Genomic DNA, 18,073 nt, shown 5'->3' with positions numbered 1-18,073 from the left:
AATGGTGTCCTGGGCCACGATGCGTGGTCGTGGACACCGGAGGGTACGGATGAAGCTGGTCGCAGGGGTGCTGGGTGCGGTTGTTCTGGCGGGAGTGACGTTGGTGCCGGTGGCTTCGGCCGCACCGGCTGCACCGGCCGGCCAGGAGTGCGCCCCGCCCGCCGCGGGCGAAGATTTCGATCGCGCTGCTCCCGAAAGCGTCGGCGTGAATCCCGAGGCTCTGCACGAAGCCATCGAGTACGCGAGCGGACGGTCGCGATTGTCGGTCCAGGTTCATCGCGACAATTGCCTGATCGGGGAGGGCCCCTACAACGCGACGACGGCCGGCCAGCCGTGGGAGCTGTTCAGCGCCACGAAGAGCATCGTGTCGCTCGTTGCCGGGGTCGCACGAGATCAGGGAAAGCTCGACCTGGACGCGCCTATCGGCACCTACCTTCCGGAGGGCTTGGGCGACGACGCGCATCGTGCGATCACGGTGAACCAACTACTGACCCAGACGTCCGGCCTCCTCGAATCGCTACCCATGGAGGGCGTCACCGCGGGGAACGATCCTGACGTGGCGCGTCAGGCCATGTCGCTACCCATCGTCCGCGAGCCCGGAACCGACTTCCAGTACAGCCAGCGCACACCGGACCTGCTGGCGTACGTCGTCGGTCAGGCAGTGGGTGAGGACATCCAGTCGTTTGCCCAGCGCGAGCTGTTCGATCCGATAGGTATCGCGTCCGGCTCGTACAACTGGCTGCGAGATCGTGCCGGAAACACCTACGGCTACGCCCACATGTTCATGCGCCCCAACGATTTCGCGAAGCTCGGAACACTTCTGGTCGATGACGGTGAGTGGAACGGGCAGCGCGTCCTGTCGTCCGACTACATCGCGAAACTGCGCGAACCGTCTCCGCAGAACCCCTGCTACAGCCTGCTGTTCTGGACGAACGAGGGTGAAACCTGCGTCGGCCCGGCGTATCCGAGCGAGGACGTGGTCGGGCATCGGATGATTCCCAGTGCGCCAACCGATCTGTTTTCGATAAACGGTGCCCTGAACCAGAACGTCTTCGTGATCCCGAGCTTGGGAATGACGGTGACGTGGACGGGTGTCGAAGCTTCCCAGGCCGGCGGATCGAACCCCGCCGACTCGGAGCTCTACCACGAGTTCTTCCGCATTCTCATGCGTGGTGTCGAGGGCGCGGACGTGGCCGATCCCGGGGCGTTCGAGAAGGGCCCGATTCTCTCCAGCGAGCGTGGAGACGCGTTGGACCGGCGAGTGCTCGAGAGTGGTCTGGCTCCTCGATAGATCGGTCAGTCGTTCGCCCTTGCGAGGGCGGACGGCCACCAGATCTTCTTGCCGATGTCGTGTGACAGGGCAGGAACCAGGATGCTGCGCACGATGATCGTGTCGAGGAGAACGCCGAACGACACGGCGAATCCGACCTCGGCGAGGAACACCAGTGGCAGCACGCCGAGCACCGCGAAGGTTGCGGCGAGGACGATGCCCGCAGAGGTGATGACTCCACCGGTCACGGCGAGGCCGCGGAGCACCCCCGACCTCGTCCCGTGTTCTTCGGTCTCCTCACGCACTCGCGTCATGAGGAAGATGTTGTAGTCGATACCCAACGCGACGAGGAACACGAACGCGTACAGGGGGAATGCCGGATCGGCGTTCGCGAAGTGGAACACGTGTGTGAAGAACAGCCCGCACACCCCGAGTGTCGCGGCGAACGACAACACCACGGTGGCGATCAGGATGATCGGTGCGAGGAGCGCGCGTAGCAGTACTGCGAGCACGATGAAGATGACCACGAGAACGATGGGGATGATGAGGTTTCGGTCGTGCACCGATGCCTGCTGCACGTCGAGAGTCGTGGCCGTGGTTCCGCCGACGAGGGCGTCGGCGCCGGGAACCGCGTGAGCGGTGTCGCGCAGTCTTTGCACGGTATCGAGGGCCGCGGGGGAGTCGTAGGAATCCGCGAGGGTGACGTTCAGGACGGTGCGACCGTCGATAGGTGCAACGTCGAGAGAATCTGGTGCACAGCCGGATCCGGACGCGGCAGCGACCGCCTCGGGATTGGACTTGACCAGCTCGGCGAGCTTCGCGACATCGACCTGGGGGCAGACGGCTCCGGCATCCGGTGAGACACCCTCGACACCCTTGACCGCTTCCGTGACCGCATCGAGTGAATCTGCGTTGGTGACGATCACCGCCGGCGCACCGGCGCCGGGGTCGAACTTCGAGTCGTACAGTTCCTGGCCTGCAACGGCATCGGGCTTGTTGGTGAAGTTCTCGGTGGACGACAACCCGTCCGTCTTCAGGCTGCCGAAACCGACCAGGAAGAGCGCCGCGAGCAGCACGGTCGCGCCGATCCAGAACGGGCGGTCCTTGTTGCCGACGGCCGACGCGATCTTGCCCCACATTCCGTGGGTGACCAGGTCTGCTTCGTGATCCACCTTCGGCTTACGCGGCCAGAACACCCAACGGCCGGCGACGGCCAGCGCCACCGGCAGGAACGTCATCATCACGAGATAGGTGCAGGCGATGCCGATGGCGGCGACCGGGCCGAGGCTCTTGTTCGAGTTGAGTTCGGAGAACATCAGGCACAGCAGGCCGAGGATCACGGTGACTGCCGATGCGGTGATCGCGGGCGCGGATTCGCGCCAGGCCGTGATCATCGCGTCGAATCGGTTCTCGTGGAAGTGGAGTTCTTCCCGATATCGGGCGATCAACAACAGCGCATAGTCCGTCCCGGCGCCGATCACGAGAACGAACAGGATGCCCTGACTCTGTCCGGTCAGGGTGAGCAGTTCCGCCTTCGCGAGTAGATAGATCACCATCGAGGCGAGGCCCAGTGCGAGAAGCGCAGAGAACAGCGGGAAGAACCACAGCACGGGTGAGCGGTAGACGACGAGCAGGATCAGCACGACTACCAGCAGCGCCGCACCCAGCAGCGCGCCGTCGAGACCCGCGAACGCGTCGATGAAAGCGACGAGCAATCCGCCCGGACCGGCAGGGAGCACCTCGAGATCGGTGACGGCACCTTTCGCCGCGTCGAGAACGTTCTCTTCTGTCTTTGCCATCACATCGCCGGCAACGGCCTCGCCGTCGGTCTGCGATACGAGGGGCACGTAGATCGAGGCGGTGGTGCCGTCTGTGGAGAACTCAGGGGCAGTCACGGCCGTGGCGTCGACGCCCGACACTCCCGCGATGGCCTCACGTGCGCCGCCGATCGAGGCCTTGTCCTCGTCGGTGAGGGGCGTGTCGCGGTGGAAGAGAACGAAACCCGGGATGGTTTCGACCTGGATGAACTGCGCGGATTCGTTGGTGACCACCGTCGATTCTGCGGAATCCGAGAGGTACGCGGCGTTGTCGTTCTTCTGAACCTCGGTGAGCTTGCCCTGGAAGGTTCCGCCCACGCCACCTGCGAAGAAGGCGATTATCGCCACCGCGACGATCGTGAAGACGGGCCAACCGCGGCGCGCACGGGTGGGGGGTTCGTTCTTTTCGGGCGACACCACCGTGCTCATGGGTTCTCCTTCGACGTGCGACGCCGAACCCATCTCGGTCGCCGATGGGCCCACCAACGGCGTCCAGTACATCACGGTGGGGTAGCTACGACACCCTGATTCCGGCAGGTTCGATCGGCCCGTAAGACCTGGAGTACGAGGTCGGCGTTGATGTTGCCGAGTTCTTCTGCCGTGAATTCGCCGTCGGGGCTGTACCAGCGGCAGATGTCGATTCCCAGCGACATGATGGTGAGCACGCCGATGCGAGGGTCGTCGATGGTGAAGGCTCCCAGTTCGATGCCGTTGTCGATCTCTGCGCGGACGGTGCTGCGAATCCGGCTGCGGATCTCGCCGACTTCACTGCGGTGTTCGGTGGTGAGGTGCCGACTCTCGTACTGCGCGATTCTGGCCAGGCGGTAACTCGTGGCGTGCACAGTGCTGAAGGCGTAGACGAGTGCGCGTACCCGCGTGACCGGGTCGGTATGTGGAGCAACGGAATCCGCGAGCAGTCGAAGCGTGGACTCGTGGGCGTCCCGAACCAGCCGGAACAGCAGATCCTCCTTGGAGGGGAAGTGCACGTACATCGCGGCGGGGCTCAGACCGGCGATGCGGGAGATCTCACGTGTCTTGGTGGCTTGAAAGCCGAGGTCGGAGAAGAGCTCGACGGCAGCGTCCAAGAGGCGACGTTCGGAGGTGATTGACATCACATCTACATCGTCGCACACTAAGCGGGCGCTCACTCACTTGAAGTTGGCGTCAAGTTCTGAAACGAGTGATTCCCCCAGGTCCGTGAACGAACGCAAGGAGCAGTCCATGACGACATCGGCAGTGGAGCCGAACGGGAACGTCGCTGAGGACACCATGTCCCGAGGCAAGAAACGTGCGCACCGCAAGCTGCTCGCGGCAGGTCTGATCGGCAGCTCGATCGAGTGGTACGACTTCTTCCTCTACGGCACGGCCGCGGCGCTGGTATTCCCGCACGTGTTCTTCCCCGATGCGTCGGCGCTCATGGGGACGCTGCTCTCGTTCAGCACGTTCTGGGCCGGTTTCGTGGCCCGCCCGCTCGGCGGGCTGATCGCCGGTCACTACGGCGACAAGTACGGGCGTAAGCCGGCCGTGGTCACGTGCCTCATGCTGATGGGTGCGGCGACGTTCCTGATCGGCTGCCTGCCCAGTACGGCGTCGATAGGTGTGGCGGCGCCGATCCTGCTCGTGACGTTGCGGTTCCTGCAGGGTGCGGCGTGCGGCGGCCAGTGGGGCGGCATCGTCTTGTTGCTGACCGAATCGGCGGGCCCGAAGAAACGCGGGTTGTCCGGCACCTTCGGGCAGATGGGCGTGCCGTTCGGTGTTCTGCTCGGAAACATCGTGTTCCTCGGGGCGACCGCGGCGATCTCGAACGATGCGTTTCTGACCTGGGGCTGGCGCATCCCCTTCTTTGCCAGCGCGCTGCTGTTCCCCGTCGTCTACTACATCCAGACCAAGGTCGAGGACACCCCGGAGTTCCGCGACCTGCAGGCCGAGGCCGCAAAGAAGTCGCCGTCGGAGAAGGTCGTTCAGGCCCCGCTCGCGCAGGCACTGAAAGAGCATTGGCGGAAGATCCTGCTGGGGTGCGGCCTTCTCGCGGCAACCAACAGCCTCTTCTACATCTCGATCGCCGGCGTGCTGAGTTACGGCACCGCGGAGCTCGGTATGAATCGCAACGACCTGCTGATCATGTCGATGATCAGCTCGTTCTTCGGTATCGGAGTGATCCTGTGGTCCGGAAAGATGTCCGACAAGTGGGGACGTCGACCGCTGATCCTGATCGGCGGCGCGATGATCGTCCTCTGGGCCTTCCCGTACTTCTGGCTCGTGAACACCGCCAACCTCGCGCTGTTCTTCATCGCTGTGGTGGTGGGCAGCGTGTTCCAGTCGATGACCTATGGTCCGCTCGCGGCATACCTCGGCGAATTGTTCGCGCCGAACGTGCGCTACTCGGGTGCTTCGCTGGCATACCAACTGGCAGCGATCACGGTGAGCGGCGGCACCCCGTTCATCATGACCGCGCTGATCGCGAAGACGGGAAGCACCACGCTGGTGTCCGGGTTCGTGGCCTTGATGGGTCTGATCACCTTCCTGTCCGCGTGGAAGCTGCGTGAGACCAATCCCGAATGGGTTCGCCGAGATCCGAAGGCTGTTCCGGGTGCGCACCTGCACTGATTCTCGCTGGTGGCAGCGCGGCGATTCTCGTGGTGGACGACGGGTCACGTATAAATAGCCCATGTCTGCTTCTGTCCCACGAGAGGCGAGCGAGGATCCGCCGTCGATGGCGGATACCTCGCTGCTGCGCGATCTGCCGACCACCGGCCGCGGTCTGCGGACCAGGTCTGCGCTGGTCTCGGCGGCCCGCACCGTGTTCGAGAAGTCCGGCTACCTCGACTCCCGACTGATCGACATCACCACGGAAGCGCACTGCTCGGCCGGCACGTTCTACACGTACTTCGCGAGCAAGGAAGAGATCTTCGCGGCGGTGCTCGAAACCGCTCAAGAGGACATGATGCATCCAGGGATGCCGCACGTCGCCGCGGACGATGATCCGGTGGCCGTCATCGAAGCGAGCAACCGCGCCTACTTTGCGGCATACCAGCGCAACGCCAAGTTGATGGGCCTGCTCGAGCAGGTCGCGAACATCGATCCCCAGTTCCGGCGGCTGCGCCAGAATCGCGGAGACGCGTTCGTCCGACGGAACGCGCGCAGTATCGCGGAGCTGCAACGCAGCGGTCTCGCGGATGAGCAGCTCGATCCGCTCCTTGCGTCGAGAGCGCTGTCCGGCATGATCAGCCGTCTCGGATTCTCGTACTTCGTCACCGAGCCGAGCGTTCGAGACGGCGATGAGCCCAGTTCGTTCGACGATCTGGTATTCACTGCCACCCGCCTGTGGGCCAACGCCCTCCGCCTCCCCCTGTGAGTGGCTAGCGAGTCCAGAGACTCCTCAGCCGAACACGGGGTATTGACGTTGAATTCAAGTTCAGGTTTGATCGGAAGTATGACGTCGACAGCCGTTCTTGTGGACTTCGGTGGTGTGCTGACCAGCAGCGTGCACACCGCCTTCGAGGCATTCGCCGTGTCGATCGGTGCGGATCCGGGGCTACCGATCCGGCTGTTGCGCGAGGACGAACTCGCCAAGAGGCTTCTCTCCGACCACGAATCGGGACGCATCGACGAAGACGAGTTCTCGCACGGGTTCGCCGAGCGACTCGGGATTCACGGCGCGACCGCCACACCGGAGGGGCTGGTGTCACGCATGATGGCCGGGTTGACTCCGGACCAGGACTCCCTCGACCTCATTGCCGACGTACGCGCACAGGGTGTTCCGGTGGCGTTGGTGTCCAACGCATTCGGACGCGATTGCTACTCGGGGTTCGACCTACCGTCACTTGCGGACGTAGTCGTGATCTCCTCCGAGGTGAAGGTGCGCAAGCCTTCCCGGAAGATCTACCAGATTGCTTGCGATCTGCTGGAGGTCCCCACCGGGCAGGCGGTGATGATCGACGACCTGCAACAGAATCTGGACGGCGCCGCACGCCTCGGCATCGGTGGGATTCTGCACACCGATGCCGAGAACACGCGTCGTCAGTTGGCGGAGCGGTACGGAATCGGCGCGGCGATCCGTAAGTGATTCAGGCCGACTCGTCGTTCATCTGCAGTACGAGCTTGCCCGTGTTGGCTCCGTCGAACAGCATCGTCAACGTCTCTCCGAAGGCTTCGACGCCACCGGTCTCGACCTGTTCGCGTGCCACGATCAATCCGCGGCGAATCCACTCCGACATGGCGGCCATGCCCTCGGGGAAGCGGTCGAGGTAGTCGAATACGATGAAGCCGTTCATCGACGAACGGGTGACGAGCAGTGACAGGTAGCGTGACGGCCCCGGCTGTGGGTCGGTGGCGTTGTATCCAGAGATCGCGCCGCACAGCACGACCCGCGCTCCCTTGCGCAGGAAGGCCAAGGCGGAGTTGAGGATCTCGCCGCCGACGTTGTCGAAGTAGATGTCGATGCCATCCGGGGCGGCTTGACGCAACGAGCGTCCCACCGATTCCGATTTGTAGTCGATCGCTACGTCGAATCCGAGCTCGGTGAGCCAGGCGCACTTCTCGGGCCCACCGGCGATGCCGATGACGCGGCAGCCGTGCAGTTTGGCGATCTGCCCGACGAGGCTGCCGACCGCGCCGGCCGCACCCGATACGACCACGGTGTCACCCGCGCGCATCCGGCCGACGTCGAGAAGACCGAAGTATGCGGTCATCCCGGGAAAGCCGAGGGCACCGAGCCAAGTGGGCGCCGGGGCAACGGTTTCGTCGACTTCGAGCACTCCGCGTCCGTCGGACACTGCGTAGTCGGTGATGCCGAACTGACCGGACACCACCTGGCCGACAGGATGTTTCGGATTGTTCGATGCGTGTACCCGACCGACTCCGTGCGAGCGCATCACCTCGCCGATCTGGACGGGCGGGACATACGACTTCACGTCGTTCAGCCACCCGCGCATCGCGGGATCGAGCGAGGTGTAGTCGACTCGCACCACGAACTCGTTGTCGCCGGGTTCGGGGATCGCTTCGCTGGTGATCTCCCAGGTGTTCTCGTCCGGTCGCCCCACGGGGCGCTGCGCCAGCCGGACCTGTCGATTCTCCGATGTCATGTGTGTACCTTTCCTGATTTCGTGTTCTCGGCAAGGAGTTCTCGGCGATCGATCGAGCGCTTCAGAATCTTGCCGGTAGAGCCTTTGGGAAGTGCATCGACGAACTTGACGATGCGGGGAATCTTGTATGCGGACAGACGGTCTCGGGCCCAGAATTCGACGTCGGCGGCGGTGACGCTCGCGCCGGGCCGGATCGATACCACGGCGGCGACTTCCTCGCCGTAGTGATCGTCGGGCACGCCCACGACCGCGGCTTCGACGATGTCGGGGTGGGCGTAGAGCACCTCCTCGACCTCGCCGGGATACACGTTGTACCCGCCTCGGATGATGAGGTCCTTCAGCCGGTCGACGATGCGAAGATCGCCGTCTTCGTCCACCGTGCCGAGATCTCCGGTCCGGAACCAGCCGTCATGTGCGAGGACAGCCGAGGTATCGGTCGGACGCTTCCAGTAGCCCTTCATCACGGTGTCGCCCTTGATGTGGATCTCGCCGACTTCGCCGACCCCGCACTTGTTGCCGTCCGGATCTCTCACCTCGACGTGTGTGCGGCTCACCGCCTTCCCGGTGTACCCGATCTTGCCGCCTCGGTCGAGATCGTTGAAGGTTCCGAATGCCGTGGTCTCGGTGAGCCCGTATCCCTCCAGAATGGTGCAGCCGAAGCGGGCTTCGAATTCTCGGGCAATCTCACCCGGCAGTGAGGCGCCGCCGGAGATGGCTACCCGGAGGTCGGCGAAGTCGGCCGGTGACGCGTCACCGGCCGCGTGGAGCATCGCATTCCACATGGTCGGCACACCGGCCATGACGGTGAGGCGGTCGCGGCGGAGCATCTCGAGCATGGCGACCGGATCGAATCTGGCGAGCAGCGACAACGAGCCTCCCCCGGTGAACGTTGCCATCATCACCGCCGCCTGTCCGAACACGTGGAACAGCGGCAGACCCGTGCCCGTTCGATCGGACTTCGTGCCGCGACTGCTGTTCACGCCGATCTCGCCGCCCGCGAGGAGGTTTCCGACGGTGAGTTGCGCGCCCTTCGGCCTGCCGGTGGTTCCGGAGGTGTAGAGAATGGCGGCGGTCTCTTCGGGTGCGATGTCCAGAACAGGAGCCGAGGCCGTATGGGAGCCGGGCTCCTGCACTCCAAGATTCCAGAACGGAATGCCTGCGCCGGCTGCGGCTTCGTCTACTGCCGAGCATGATTCGTGCCACCCGAGCGCAATCGAGCATTCGGCGTCGGCGAGGACGTACTCGATCTCCACCCGGGTCGACATCGTGTTCACGGGTACGACCACGGCCCCGATGGATTGAGTACCGAGGTACGCGACGACGAACTCGGGCACCGACGGTGCAAGGAGAAGCACCCTGTCTCCCCGCGAAATACACGCTCTGGTCAGAGCTTCCGCGAATTCCGATGCGGCACGTCGGAGTTGATCGTAGGTCCAGGCGGAGCGCTCGCCGCGGAGGGCGATGCTGTCGGGGTCGGATTCAGCGTGTCGACAGACCGGATCGAGAACATTTGGCATGAGGTGGTCCTCCGGGGTGAAAACGTGTGTTCCGGGTCTCGTTCGACAGTACACTTGAATCCGGCGTCAACATTGAAAACGGGCGAGAGTCCGCTGTCGAAAGGGTGGTGTACGTGCAGAAGGAGACGTGGGTCGCCGAGACCGCAACGCAGCCCGCAACCGAACGCGGCGCGCGAACGAGGGCCGCGTTGATCGCGGCAGCCCGGGTCGTGTTCGAGCGCGATGGCTACCTCGACGCGCGGCTCGTGGACATAGCCCGCGAAGCCGGTTGTGCGACAGGGTCGTTCTACACGTACTTCGACGGCAAGGAGCAGGTGTTCGCGGCCGTCCTCGAGGGCGCGCAAGAGGACATGATGCACCCGGGGGTGGGGCGAGTGGAGAGTACGGACGATCCGTATGCGGTGCTCGAGGCGAGCAATCGGGCGTACCTCGAATCGTATCGGCGCAATGCCGAGTTGATGGGGCTCATGGAGCAGGTGGCGCACATCGACCCCGACTTTCGGAAGTTCCGCAATCGGAGGGCCGAAGCGTTCGTTCAGCGCAACGCTCGTGGCATCGCCGAATTGCAGAAGAGTGGTGTCGCGGACACGGATCTCGACCCGCTGCTGGCATCGCGTGCGTTGTCGTCGATGGTGTCCAGGCTCGCCTACGGTGCGTTCACTCTCCATGACGCCGGCGAGTCGGAAGACTTCGAAGCGTTGGTGGCTATTGCCACCGACCTCTGGGCGAATGCCCTGAGGTTTCCGGGCCGGCGGTGAGCGCCGGCCCGGAAAATGCTCGAGGTCAGGAGGGTTCGACCACCCGCGCCAACGACTCGGCCACCATCACGGGCTTCTCCGCGCCTTCGCATTCGATCACCTGCGACATCGTCACCTGAATGCCGCCGGGCAACTTTTCGGCCGAGACGAGGGTCGACCGCAGGCGAATGCGCGAGCCGACCGGGACGGGCGCGGGAAAGCGGACCTTCCCGTATCCGTAGTTGAGGCTGTGGGCGAATCCGTCGAATCGGAGAAGTTGGGCGGACAACGCAGGTGTGAGCGACAGGCTGTAGAGCCCGTGGGCGATGGTTCCGCCGAGATCGGTGGTCGCCGCTCGCTCCGGATCGACGTGAATCCACTGGTGGTCGCCGGTTGCATCGGCAAATGCGTCCACGCGCTGCTGGGTCACGTCGTGCCATTCGGTGGGGCCGAGTTCCTCGCCGATCAGTGCTTGGAGGTCGTCGTACGTCGCGGGGGCGACGGGGCTGTTGTCGGTCATGGTTCTCCTCTGGAGGGGAGCGGATGAGACGATGTATTGAATCTGACGCCGGATTCAACTATACATAGTGTGAGACCTGGATCACCACCGAGAGGAACTTCGTGAAGGTTGAAGGAAAGGTCGCCGTGGTCACCGGCGGGGGCGGCGGAATCGGCGGGGCGATTGCCCAGCGTCTCGCGGAGAACGGTGCCAAGGTCGTGGTCACGGACCTCGACGCGGAGACGGTCGAAGCAGTCGCGGCCCGAATCGAGGCCGCGCATCCAGGTTCTGCGGTGGCGGCGAGCGGGGACGCTTCGAGTTCCGAACACATCCGGGCAGCGGTCGAACTGGCCGAGTCGAAATTCGGACCCGTCGACCTGTACTTCGCGAACGCCGGAATTGGTGGGAAGCCAGGACTCGATGCAGACGAGGCCGCGTGGGATCTGTCGATCGACGTGAATCTGCGCGCCCATATCCGAGCTGCGCAGCTACTGGTGCCGCAGTGGGAAGAACGCGGCGAGGGCTACTTCGTGAGCACCGCATCGGCCGCCGGCCTCCTCACTCAGATCGGCTCGGCAACGTATGCCACCACCAAGCATGCCGCCGTGGGCTTCGCAGAATGGCTGTCCGTCACATACGGCGATCGGGGTATCCGGGTCAGTTGCCTGTGTCCCATGGGCGTCGAGACCAAGCTCCTGTACGAAGGTCGTGACTCGGGTGATGCCCTCGGTGCCGCGGCCACGCGAGCGGTGACCTCCGCAGGTGACGTACTCCAACCGGAAGAGGTCGCCGAAGTCGTGTTGGCGGCGATGGATGCGGAAGAGTTCTTGATCCTGCCGCACCCACACGTGCTGGAGATGTACCGGCAGAAGGGTTCCGACTACGACCGCTGGATCAGAGGCATGCGGCGATACCAGGCGTCGTTGATGGCCGGCGCCTGACGCCCACCACCCTTTTCACCACTACTCACCAGGAGTAACGATGTCTCAGTTCGAATTCTCCGATCGTGCATTGCAGTACCAGGAAGACCTGTTGGATTTCATGGACGCGCACGTCTACCCGGCCGAGTCCGTGTACGACGAGCAGATGCGTGAATCCGGGGACCCGCACTTTCAGCCTCCGATCCTCGAGGAGCTCAAGACCGAGGCACGCCGACGTGGACTGTGGAATCTCTTTCACCCCCACAAGGAATGGGGGCCGGGCCTGAGCAACCTCGACTACGCGCCGCTTGCCGAGATCATGGGTCGCAGCTTCATTGCGCCCGAGGCCTGCAACTGCAATGCCCCGGACACCGGAAACATGGAGGTGCTGACACTGTTCGGCACCGACGAACACAAGAAGAAGTACCTCGAACCACTACTCGACGGCACCATGGCCTCCGCGTTCGCGATGACCGAACCAGCAGTGGCCAGCTCGGATGCCACGAACATCGAACTCCGTATGGTCCCTGACGGCGACGACTACGTGCTCAACGGCCGCAAGTGGTTCGCCTCCAACGCTTTGCACAAGAACTGCAAGGTCCTCATCGTTATGGGCAAGACCGATCCGGAGGCCGCACCACACCGACAGCAGTCGATGATGGTGGTGCCGATCGACGCTCCCGGCGTCACGATCATTCGCAACCTCCCGGTCTTCGGGTACGCCGATCGCGAGGGCCACGCCGAGATCACCTTCGAGGACGTACGCGTTCCTTCCAAGGATGTGCTGGCAGGCGAGGGCGAAGGCTTCGCGATCAGTCAGGCGCGTCTCGGACCCGGCCGAATTCACCATTGCATGCGCATCATCGGCATGGCGGAGCGGGCGCTCGAACTGATGTGTCGTCGGGCGAGCTCACGTGTGACCTTCGGTCAGCCACTCAGCGAGCGTGCGAACATCCAGGATTGGATTGCAGAGGCGCGCATCGACATCGAGATGGTCCGTCTGCTGACGCTGAAGGCTGCGCACATGATGGACACCGTCGGAAACAAGGAAGCGCGCGCCGAGATCGCGGCCATCAAGATTGCCGCTCCGAACATCGCGCTGAAGATCATCGACCGGGCCATCCAGGTACACGGGGCCGCCGGCGTCACCGACGACTTCCCGTTGGCGATGGCTTATGCACACATCCGGACGCTGCGGCTGGCCGACGGACCTGACGAGGTGCACAAGCGCGCCCTAGCTCGTCAGGAGTTGCGCAAGTACCGAGACGATTCGAAGGCGCGGAGCAACGGGCAGAAAGCTGCGGTGAAGTGAGATGACTGCTTCCGATCTCACCGGCCGGACCGCCGTCGTCACGGGGGCTTCGCGCGGCATCGGACTCGCGACCGCTAAGGCGCTGTCCGCTGCGGGTGCGAACGTCGTGCTCACATCGCGCTCGGCCGAGTCTGCTGAGGCCGCAGCGGCCGAAGTGGGCGGTACTGCAGTCGGTTACGGCGCCCATGCCGTCGACGAGGACGCCGCGAAGGCGTGCGTGGAGTTCGCGATCGACAAGTTCGGCGGGCTGGACATCCTCGTGAACAACGCCGGCACCAACCCGGCCTACGGACCCGTCACCGAGCAGGATCACAGTCGGTTCGCCAAGACGTTCGACGTCAACGTATGGGCCCCGATCCTGTGGTCGGGCCTGGCAGCGCGCGCGTGGATGAGCGAGCACGGCGGCGCGATCGTCAACACGGCGTCGATCGGTGGCATGGGCTTCGAGGCCGGCCTCGGCGTGTACAACGCATCGAAGGCGGCGATCATCCACCTCACCAAGCAGCTTGCTCTGGAACTCTCACCGAATATCCGAGTCAACGCGGTTGCGCCCGGCGTCGTCCGCACGAAGCTGGCCGAGGCGCTGTGGAAGGACCACGAGAAGGCGGTCGCTTCCGCAACTGCGCTGGCTCGAATCGGGGAACCCGACGACGTGGCTGGCGCCATCGCCTTCCTCGTGTCCGACGCGGCGAAGTGGATGACCGGCGAGGTCATGGTCGTGGACGGTGGCCAGCGCCTCGGTGACGCACAAGGTTTCAGGCAGGGAGTCGGCGGTGGTGTCTGACGCTGGCCTGGCCACCCCGGTAGGCCTCGACCCCACCGCTGTCACGACGTGGATTCGAGGGCTCGGGGTGCCTGTCGTAGGCGAGCTGACTTTCGAGCGCATCGGCCTCGGGCAGTCGAACCTGACCTATCGGGTGGCGGACGAGAACGGGAACGCATGGGTGCTCCGTCGCCCACCCCTCGGGCATCTGCTGGCGTCCGCACACGACGTGGTTCGGGAGGCACGCATCCTTTCTGCACTGGCGGACACCGCTGTGCCGGTGCCCCGAATCTTCGGCGTGTGCCAAGACGAATCGGTGTCGGATGTTCCTCTGGTCCTGATGGAGCATGTGGATGGTCAGGTCGTGGACCGGATGTCCGTCGCAGAAGCGCTGACACCGGACCGCCGTCGCAGGATCGGTGTGTCGCTGGTGCACACGCTCACGAAGGTTCACGCCGTCGACCTCGAATCGGTGGGTCTCGAGGATCTGGCGTCCCACAAGCCGTATGCCCAGCGTCAGCTCAAGCGGTGGGGCGGGCAGTGGGAACTCTCGAAGACACGGGAACTTCCGGAGCTCGACGACCTCACCGAACGTCTTTCGACGTCCGTACCGCAGCAGTGCGAGGTCACCCTCGTGCACGGCGACTTTCATCTCCGAAACGTGATCACGTCGTACGAGGACGGGTCGGTGATCGCGGCGCTCGACTGGGAGCTGTCCACTCTCGGTGACCCCTTGGCCGACATGGGAAGCACGCTCGCCTACTGGACCGAGCCCGGTGAGGATGCCGGCAACGACTTCACGGCGTCCGCGCTGCCCGGTTCCCCGGATCGGGCTGAACTCGCCGACATCTACCTGCACGAGACGGGGCGCGACGCGCAGGCCTTGAAGTACTGGCACGCGTTGGGCCTGTGGAAGATCGCCGTGATCGCCGAAGGCGTGATGCGCCGGGCCATGGACGAGCCGCAGAACAAGGCGGCAGCGGGAACGCCGACCGTAGACCGGATCGATGCGCTCGTTCGCAAGGCACGAGAGATAGCCGACGAAGCCGGCATCTAGACCTACCACCGCACATCATTCATCTCAGGAGGACATGTGAGTCAGGAACGTAGAACCGCAATCGTGACCGGATCGGCCCGTGGCATCGGTGCGGCAGTCGCGAAACGCTTTGCCGCCGACGGATACGCCGTCGCCGTACTGGACCTCGACGAGGGTGCGTGCGCTGCAACCGTGGACGCGATCACCTCGGCCGGTGGCGCGGCCATCGCGGTCGGCGCCGACGTCGCCGACGAAGCGTCGGTCAGCGCAGCGGTCGAACGTGTCGCGGCGGAGCTCGGCGGCCCGACGATTCTGGTCAACAATGCCGGAATCCTGCGCGACAACCTGTTGTTCAAGATGTCTGTCGACGACTGGGATCAGGTGCTCGGTGTGCATCTGCGCGGCGCGTTCCTCATGTCTCGAGCAGTGCAAAAATACATGGTGGAAGCGAAGTTCGGGCGCATCGTCAACATGTCGAGCACCTCCGCGCTCGGCAACCGCGGACAGGTCAACTACGCGGCTGCGAAAGCCGGAATGCAGGGATTCACCAAGACCCTGGCATTCGAGCTCGGCAAGTTCGGCGTGACCGCGAATGCCATCGCACCGGGTTTCATCGAGACCGAGATGACCGCGGCAACAGCCGAGCGCGTCGGAGCGAAATTCGAAGACTTCAAGGCGATGGCCGCTTCCCAGATTCCGGTGAACCGAATCGGACAGCCCGAGGACATCGCGCACACCGCGTCGTTCTTCGCGAGTGAAGGAGCGGGCTTCGTGTCCGGTCAGGTCGTGTATGTCGCAGGCGGACCGAAGGACTGATGACGGTGACCGAAGACAGCGCCGTGGCGGATGTGGAAGGGCGAGTGCAGGCTCTCCTGTCGGACCACGATCCGAAAACTACCGAGCCAGAGCGGTTTCTGGGGGCACGATTCGATGCCGGTCTCGCCTGGGTGCACTTCCCGGAAGGGCATGGCGGACTCGGGCTGCCGCAGACGATGCAACCCGTGGTGGACGGGGCGCTCGCAGCGGCCGGTGCTCCCGGCCCGGCGACCGACCGAAACGGTATCGGTCTCGGGATGGCGGCACCGACGATCGCTGCCTTCGGGACGCAGGAACAGAAGACGCAGCACCTCCGCTCGATCTACACAGGTGACTACATCTATTGCCAGCTGTTCAGTGAGCCCGGCGCCGGATCGGACCTCGCTGCCGTGGCAACGCGTGCTGTGCGAGACGGTGACGACTGGGTGGTCAACGGCCAGAAGGTGTGGACATCGGGAGCGCAGAACGCGCACTGGGCGATCCTGGTGGCGCGTACCGATCCGTCGGCGTTCAAACATGCCGGCCTCACCTACTTCCTGTGTGACATGAGCGACCCCGGGATCGAGGTCCGTCCGTTGCGTCAGATCACGGGAGAAGCAGAGTTCAACGAAGTCTTCCTCACCGACGTCCGGATTCCGGATTCCGACCGACTCGGCGCCGAAGGCGAGGGGTGGAAGGTCGCGACCACCACGCTCAACAACGAGCGGGTTGCCATCGGGTCCGGTGCGCCTCGCGAAGGCGGAATGATCGGCAAGGTGGCGGCTGCGTGGCGGGCGAACCCCGAACTGCGCACGCCCGCGATGCACGATGAACTGATGCGCTTGTGGGTCGAGTCCGAAGTCGCACGCCTCACCGGTGAACGTCTTCGTCAACAGCTGGCGTCCGGGCAGCCGGGCCCCGAGGGCTCCGGTATGAAGCTGGCGTTCGCGCGGCTGGCGCAAGAGATTTCGGGGTTCGACATCGAACTGCACGGTGAACAGGGGCTGCGATACGACGACTGGACCATGCGCAGGCCGGATCATGTCGACTTCACGGGACGCGAACCTGGGTACCGGTATCTGCGGGCCAAGGGCAACTCGATCGAAGGTGGCACCTCCGAGGTTCTGCGCAACGTCATCGCCGAACGGGTTCTGGGTCTGCCGCCCGAGCATCGGGTGGACAAAGGCATCGCTTGGAAGGATCTGGTCCGATGAGTTCCAAGAATCTGCAGTACACCGACACCGAGGAAGCGCTGCGTTCCGGCGTCCGTCGGCTGTTCACCGAACGCTGCCCCGCGGAATCGGTGGTTGCGCTCTACGATTCGGGCGCGCCGGACTTCGGCCCTGTGTGGAAGACGTTGGGGGCCGAGCTGGGTCTCGCCGGTCTGCTGGTGCCCGAGGAGTTCGGTGGCGCCGGCGCCACCGCCCGTGAGGCCGCCGTGGTGATGGAAGAGATCGGTCGTGCGGTCGCGCCGGTCCCGTTCCTGTCCAGCGCGGTGCTTGCCACTGTCGCACTGAGTACGGCGGGGGACACGAATACCGTGCGGGCATTGGCGGAGGCCACGTCCACGGCAGTGCTCACGGTGCCGCTGTCGACGATGCCCGGTTCGTTCGGCTCCGCCGTGTGGACGGACGGAACCAGCATCAGTGGGCGCGTCACGAGCGTGGCAGACGCCGCGCTTGCCGATGTTCTGATCGTTCCGGTCGTCGGCGCGGACGGGCCCGAGTTGCACACGGTCGATGCGCACGCCACGGGCGTGACGGTGACGCCGGTTCTGTCCCTGGACATGACACGTCAACTCGCCGATGTGGAGTTTTCCGGTGCGGCGTCGAATCGAGTCGACCACGGCAACGCGGAGGATGCCGTCCGCGACGCGCTGCTCTGTGGTGCAGCGCTGTTGTCCTCGGAGCAATTCGGTGTCGCTCAGTGGTGTTTCGACACGACCCTCGCCTACGTCAAGGAGCGTAAGCAGTTCGGGCGTGCGATCGGCTCGTTCCAGGCGATCAAGCATCGGCTGGCCGATCTTTGGCTGGACGTGAGTGCCGCGGGCGCCGCGGGCGCCGCGGCCAGGTACGCAGCGGACACGTGGGCACGTGGCGACGACGATGCCGAGCTCGCAGCGACGGTGGCCCAGGCGTACTGCAGTGATGTCGCGGTGCGAGCAGCCGAGGAATGCGTGCAGTTGCACGGCGGCCTCGGCATGACGTGGGAGTACCCCGCGCATCTCTACTTGAAGAGGGCGAAGGCCGACCAGTTGGCGTTCGGTACCGCCTACGGGCACCGTTCGCATCTGGCCGATCTGGTCGACCTTCCGGTCGCATGA

17 protein-coding genes are annotated in these 18,073 nt (G+C 64.4%); 12 read left to right on the top strand and 5 right to left on the bottom strand.

Translation table 11 applies throughout. The features are described 5' to 3' along the window. Nucleotides 1-49 precede the first annotated feature (49 nt). A complete protein-coding gene (locus tag ACZI8R_RS16875) occupies nucleotides 50-1,291 on the top strand; it encodes a serine hydrolase domain-containing protein (RefSeq protein WP_463380797.1) in 1,242 nt (413 codons plus the stop codon). A gap of 5 nt (nucleotides 1,292-1,296) precedes the next feature. Here ACZI8R_RS16875 and ACZI8R_RS16870 read toward each other — a convergent pair whose 3' ends face one another. After that, nucleotides 1,297-3,516 carry an MMPL family transporter gene (locus ACZI8R_RS16870; protein WP_463380796.1) on the bottom strand — a complete coding sequence of 740 codons (2,220 nt, stop codon included), beginning with the start codon at nucleotides 3,514-3,516 and terminating at the stop codon, nucleotides 1,297-1,299. Nucleotides 3,517-3,587: 71 nt separating this feature from the next. After that, nucleotides 3,588-4,199 carry a TetR/AcrR family transcriptional regulator gene (locus tag ACZI8R_RS16865; RefSeq protein WP_463380795.1) on the bottom strand — a complete coding sequence of 204 codons (612 nt, stop codon included), beginning with the start codon at nucleotides 4,197-4,199 and terminating at the stop codon, nucleotides 3,588-3,590. 109 nt (nucleotides 4,200-4,308) lie between these two features. Here ACZI8R_RS16865 and ACZI8R_RS16860 point away from each other — a divergent pair, with 109 nt between their 5' ends. From ACZI8R_RS16860 to ACZI8R_RS16850, 3 genes are all read left to right on the top strand, one after another. Next, a complete protein-coding gene (locus tag ACZI8R_RS16860) occupies nucleotides 4,309-5,694 on the top strand; it encodes an MFS transporter (RefSeq protein WP_463380794.1) in 1,386 nt (461 codons plus the stop codon). Nucleotides 5,695-5,755: 61 nt separating this feature from the next. Further along, on the top strand, nucleotides 5,756-6,442 hold the full coding sequence (locus ACZI8R_RS16855) for a TetR/AcrR family transcriptional regulator (RefSeq protein ID WP_463380793.1): 687 nt from the start codon (nucleotides 5,756-5,758) through the stop codon (nucleotides 6,440-6,442). Between the two features lie 78 nt (nucleotides 6,443-6,520). Then, entirely contained in the window at nucleotides 6,521-7,153 is a 633-nt protein-coding gene (locus tag ACZI8R_RS16850; RefSeq protein ID WP_463380792.1) for an HAD family hydrolase, read from the top strand. Between the two features lies 1 nt (nucleotide 7,154). Here the strand turns inward: ACZI8R_RS16850 and ACZI8R_RS16845 are convergent, their stop codons facing one another. Both ACZI8R_RS16845 and ACZI8R_RS16840 read right to left on the bottom strand, forming a co-directional pair. Beyond that, nucleotides 7,155-8,171 (bottom strand): NADP-dependent oxidoreductase, encoded by a 1,017-nt coding sequence (locus ACZI8R_RS16845; RefSeq protein WP_463380791.1) that lies wholly within the window; start codon nucleotides 8,169-8,171, stop codon nucleotides 7,155-7,157. Beyond that, nucleotides 8,168-9,688: a class I adenylate-forming enzyme family protein gene (locus ACZI8R_RS16840; RefSeq protein ID WP_463380790.1), complete on the bottom strand. Its 1,521-nt coding sequence runs from the start codon at nucleotides 9,686-9,688 to the stop codon at nucleotides 8,168-8,170. The genes ACZI8R_RS16845 and ACZI8R_RS16840 overlap by 4 nt, the downstream gene beginning before the upstream one ends. 113 nt (nucleotides 9,689-9,801) lie before the next feature. Here ACZI8R_RS16840 and ACZI8R_RS16835 point away from each other — a divergent pair, with 113 nt between their 5' ends. Further along, on the top strand, nucleotides 9,802-10,446 hold the full coding sequence (locus ACZI8R_RS16835) for a TetR/AcrR family transcriptional regulator (protein ID WP_463380789.1): 645 nt from the start codon (nucleotides 9,802-9,804) through the stop codon (nucleotides 10,444-10,446). Between the two features lie 25 nt (nucleotides 10,447-10,471). Here the strand turns inward: ACZI8R_RS16835 and ACZI8R_RS16830 are convergent, their stop codons facing one another. Continuing rightward, nucleotides 10,472-10,945: a MaoC family dehydratase gene (locus ACZI8R_RS16830; RefSeq protein WP_463380788.1), complete on the bottom strand. Its 474-nt coding sequence runs from the start codon at nucleotides 10,943-10,945 to the stop codon at nucleotides 10,472-10,474. 101 nt (nucleotides 10,946-11,046) lie between these two features. Between ACZI8R_RS16830 and ACZI8R_RS16825 the strand changes: the two genes are divergently transcribed. Genes ACZI8R_RS16825 through ACZI8R_RS16795 form a run of 7 tightly spaced genes read left to right on the top strand, consistent with a single transcriptional unit; the run spans nucleotide 11,047 to nucleotide 18,073 of the window. Beyond that, complete coding sequence (locus tag ACZI8R_RS16825) at nucleotides 11,047-11,865, top strand: SDR family oxidoreductase (RefSeq protein WP_463380787.1); 819 nt, start codon at nucleotides 11,047-11,049, stop codon at nucleotides 11,863-11,865. Nucleotides 11,866-11,905: 40 nt separating this feature from the next. Next, nucleotides 11,906-13,156 carry an acyl-CoA dehydrogenase family protein gene (locus ACZI8R_RS16820; protein ID WP_463380786.1) on the top strand — a complete coding sequence of 417 codons (1,251 nt, stop codon included), beginning with the start codon at nucleotides 11,906-11,908 and terminating at the stop codon, nucleotides 13,154-13,156. Between the two features lies 1 nt (nucleotide 13,157). Further along, nucleotides 13,158-13,940, top strand: a complete 783-nt coding sequence (locus ACZI8R_RS16815) for an SDR family oxidoreductase (RefSeq protein WP_463380785.1) — start codon at nucleotides 13,158-13,160, stop codon at nucleotides 13,938-13,940. Further along, the gene (locus ACZI8R_RS16810; protein WP_463380784.1) at nucleotides 13,933-14,976 is read left to right on the top strand and encodes a phosphotransferase family protein; all 1,044 of its coding nucleotides are present in this window, start codon (nucleotides 13,933-13,935) and stop codon (nucleotides 14,974-14,976) included. Before ACZI8R_RS16815 ends, ACZI8R_RS16810 begins: the two co-directional genes overlap by 8 nt. A 36-nt stretch (nucleotides 14,977-15,012) precedes the next feature. After that, nucleotides 15,013-15,771, top strand: a complete 759-nt coding sequence (fabG, locus tag ACZI8R_RS16805) for a 3-oxoacyl-ACP reductase FabG (protein ID WP_463380783.1) — start codon at nucleotides 15,013-15,015, stop codon at nucleotides 15,769-15,771. Then, nucleotides 15,771-16,964: an acyl-CoA dehydrogenase family protein gene (locus ACZI8R_RS16800; protein ID WP_463380782.1), complete on the top strand. Its 1,194-nt coding sequence runs from the start codon at nucleotides 15,771-15,773 to the stop codon at nucleotides 16,962-16,964. Before fabG ends, ACZI8R_RS16800 begins: the two co-directional genes overlap by 1 nt. Then, entirely contained in the window at nucleotides 16,961-18,073 is a 1,113-nt protein-coding gene (locus ACZI8R_RS16795; RefSeq protein WP_463380781.1) for an acyl-CoA dehydrogenase family protein, read from the top strand. The genes ACZI8R_RS16800 and ACZI8R_RS16795 overlap by 4 nt, the downstream gene beginning before the upstream one ends.

This window comes from Rhodococcus huquni, assembly GCF_055231055.1.
Note: the sequence above shows the minus strand (reverse complement) of the source record. Positions and strands in the feature narration are given on the sequence as shown.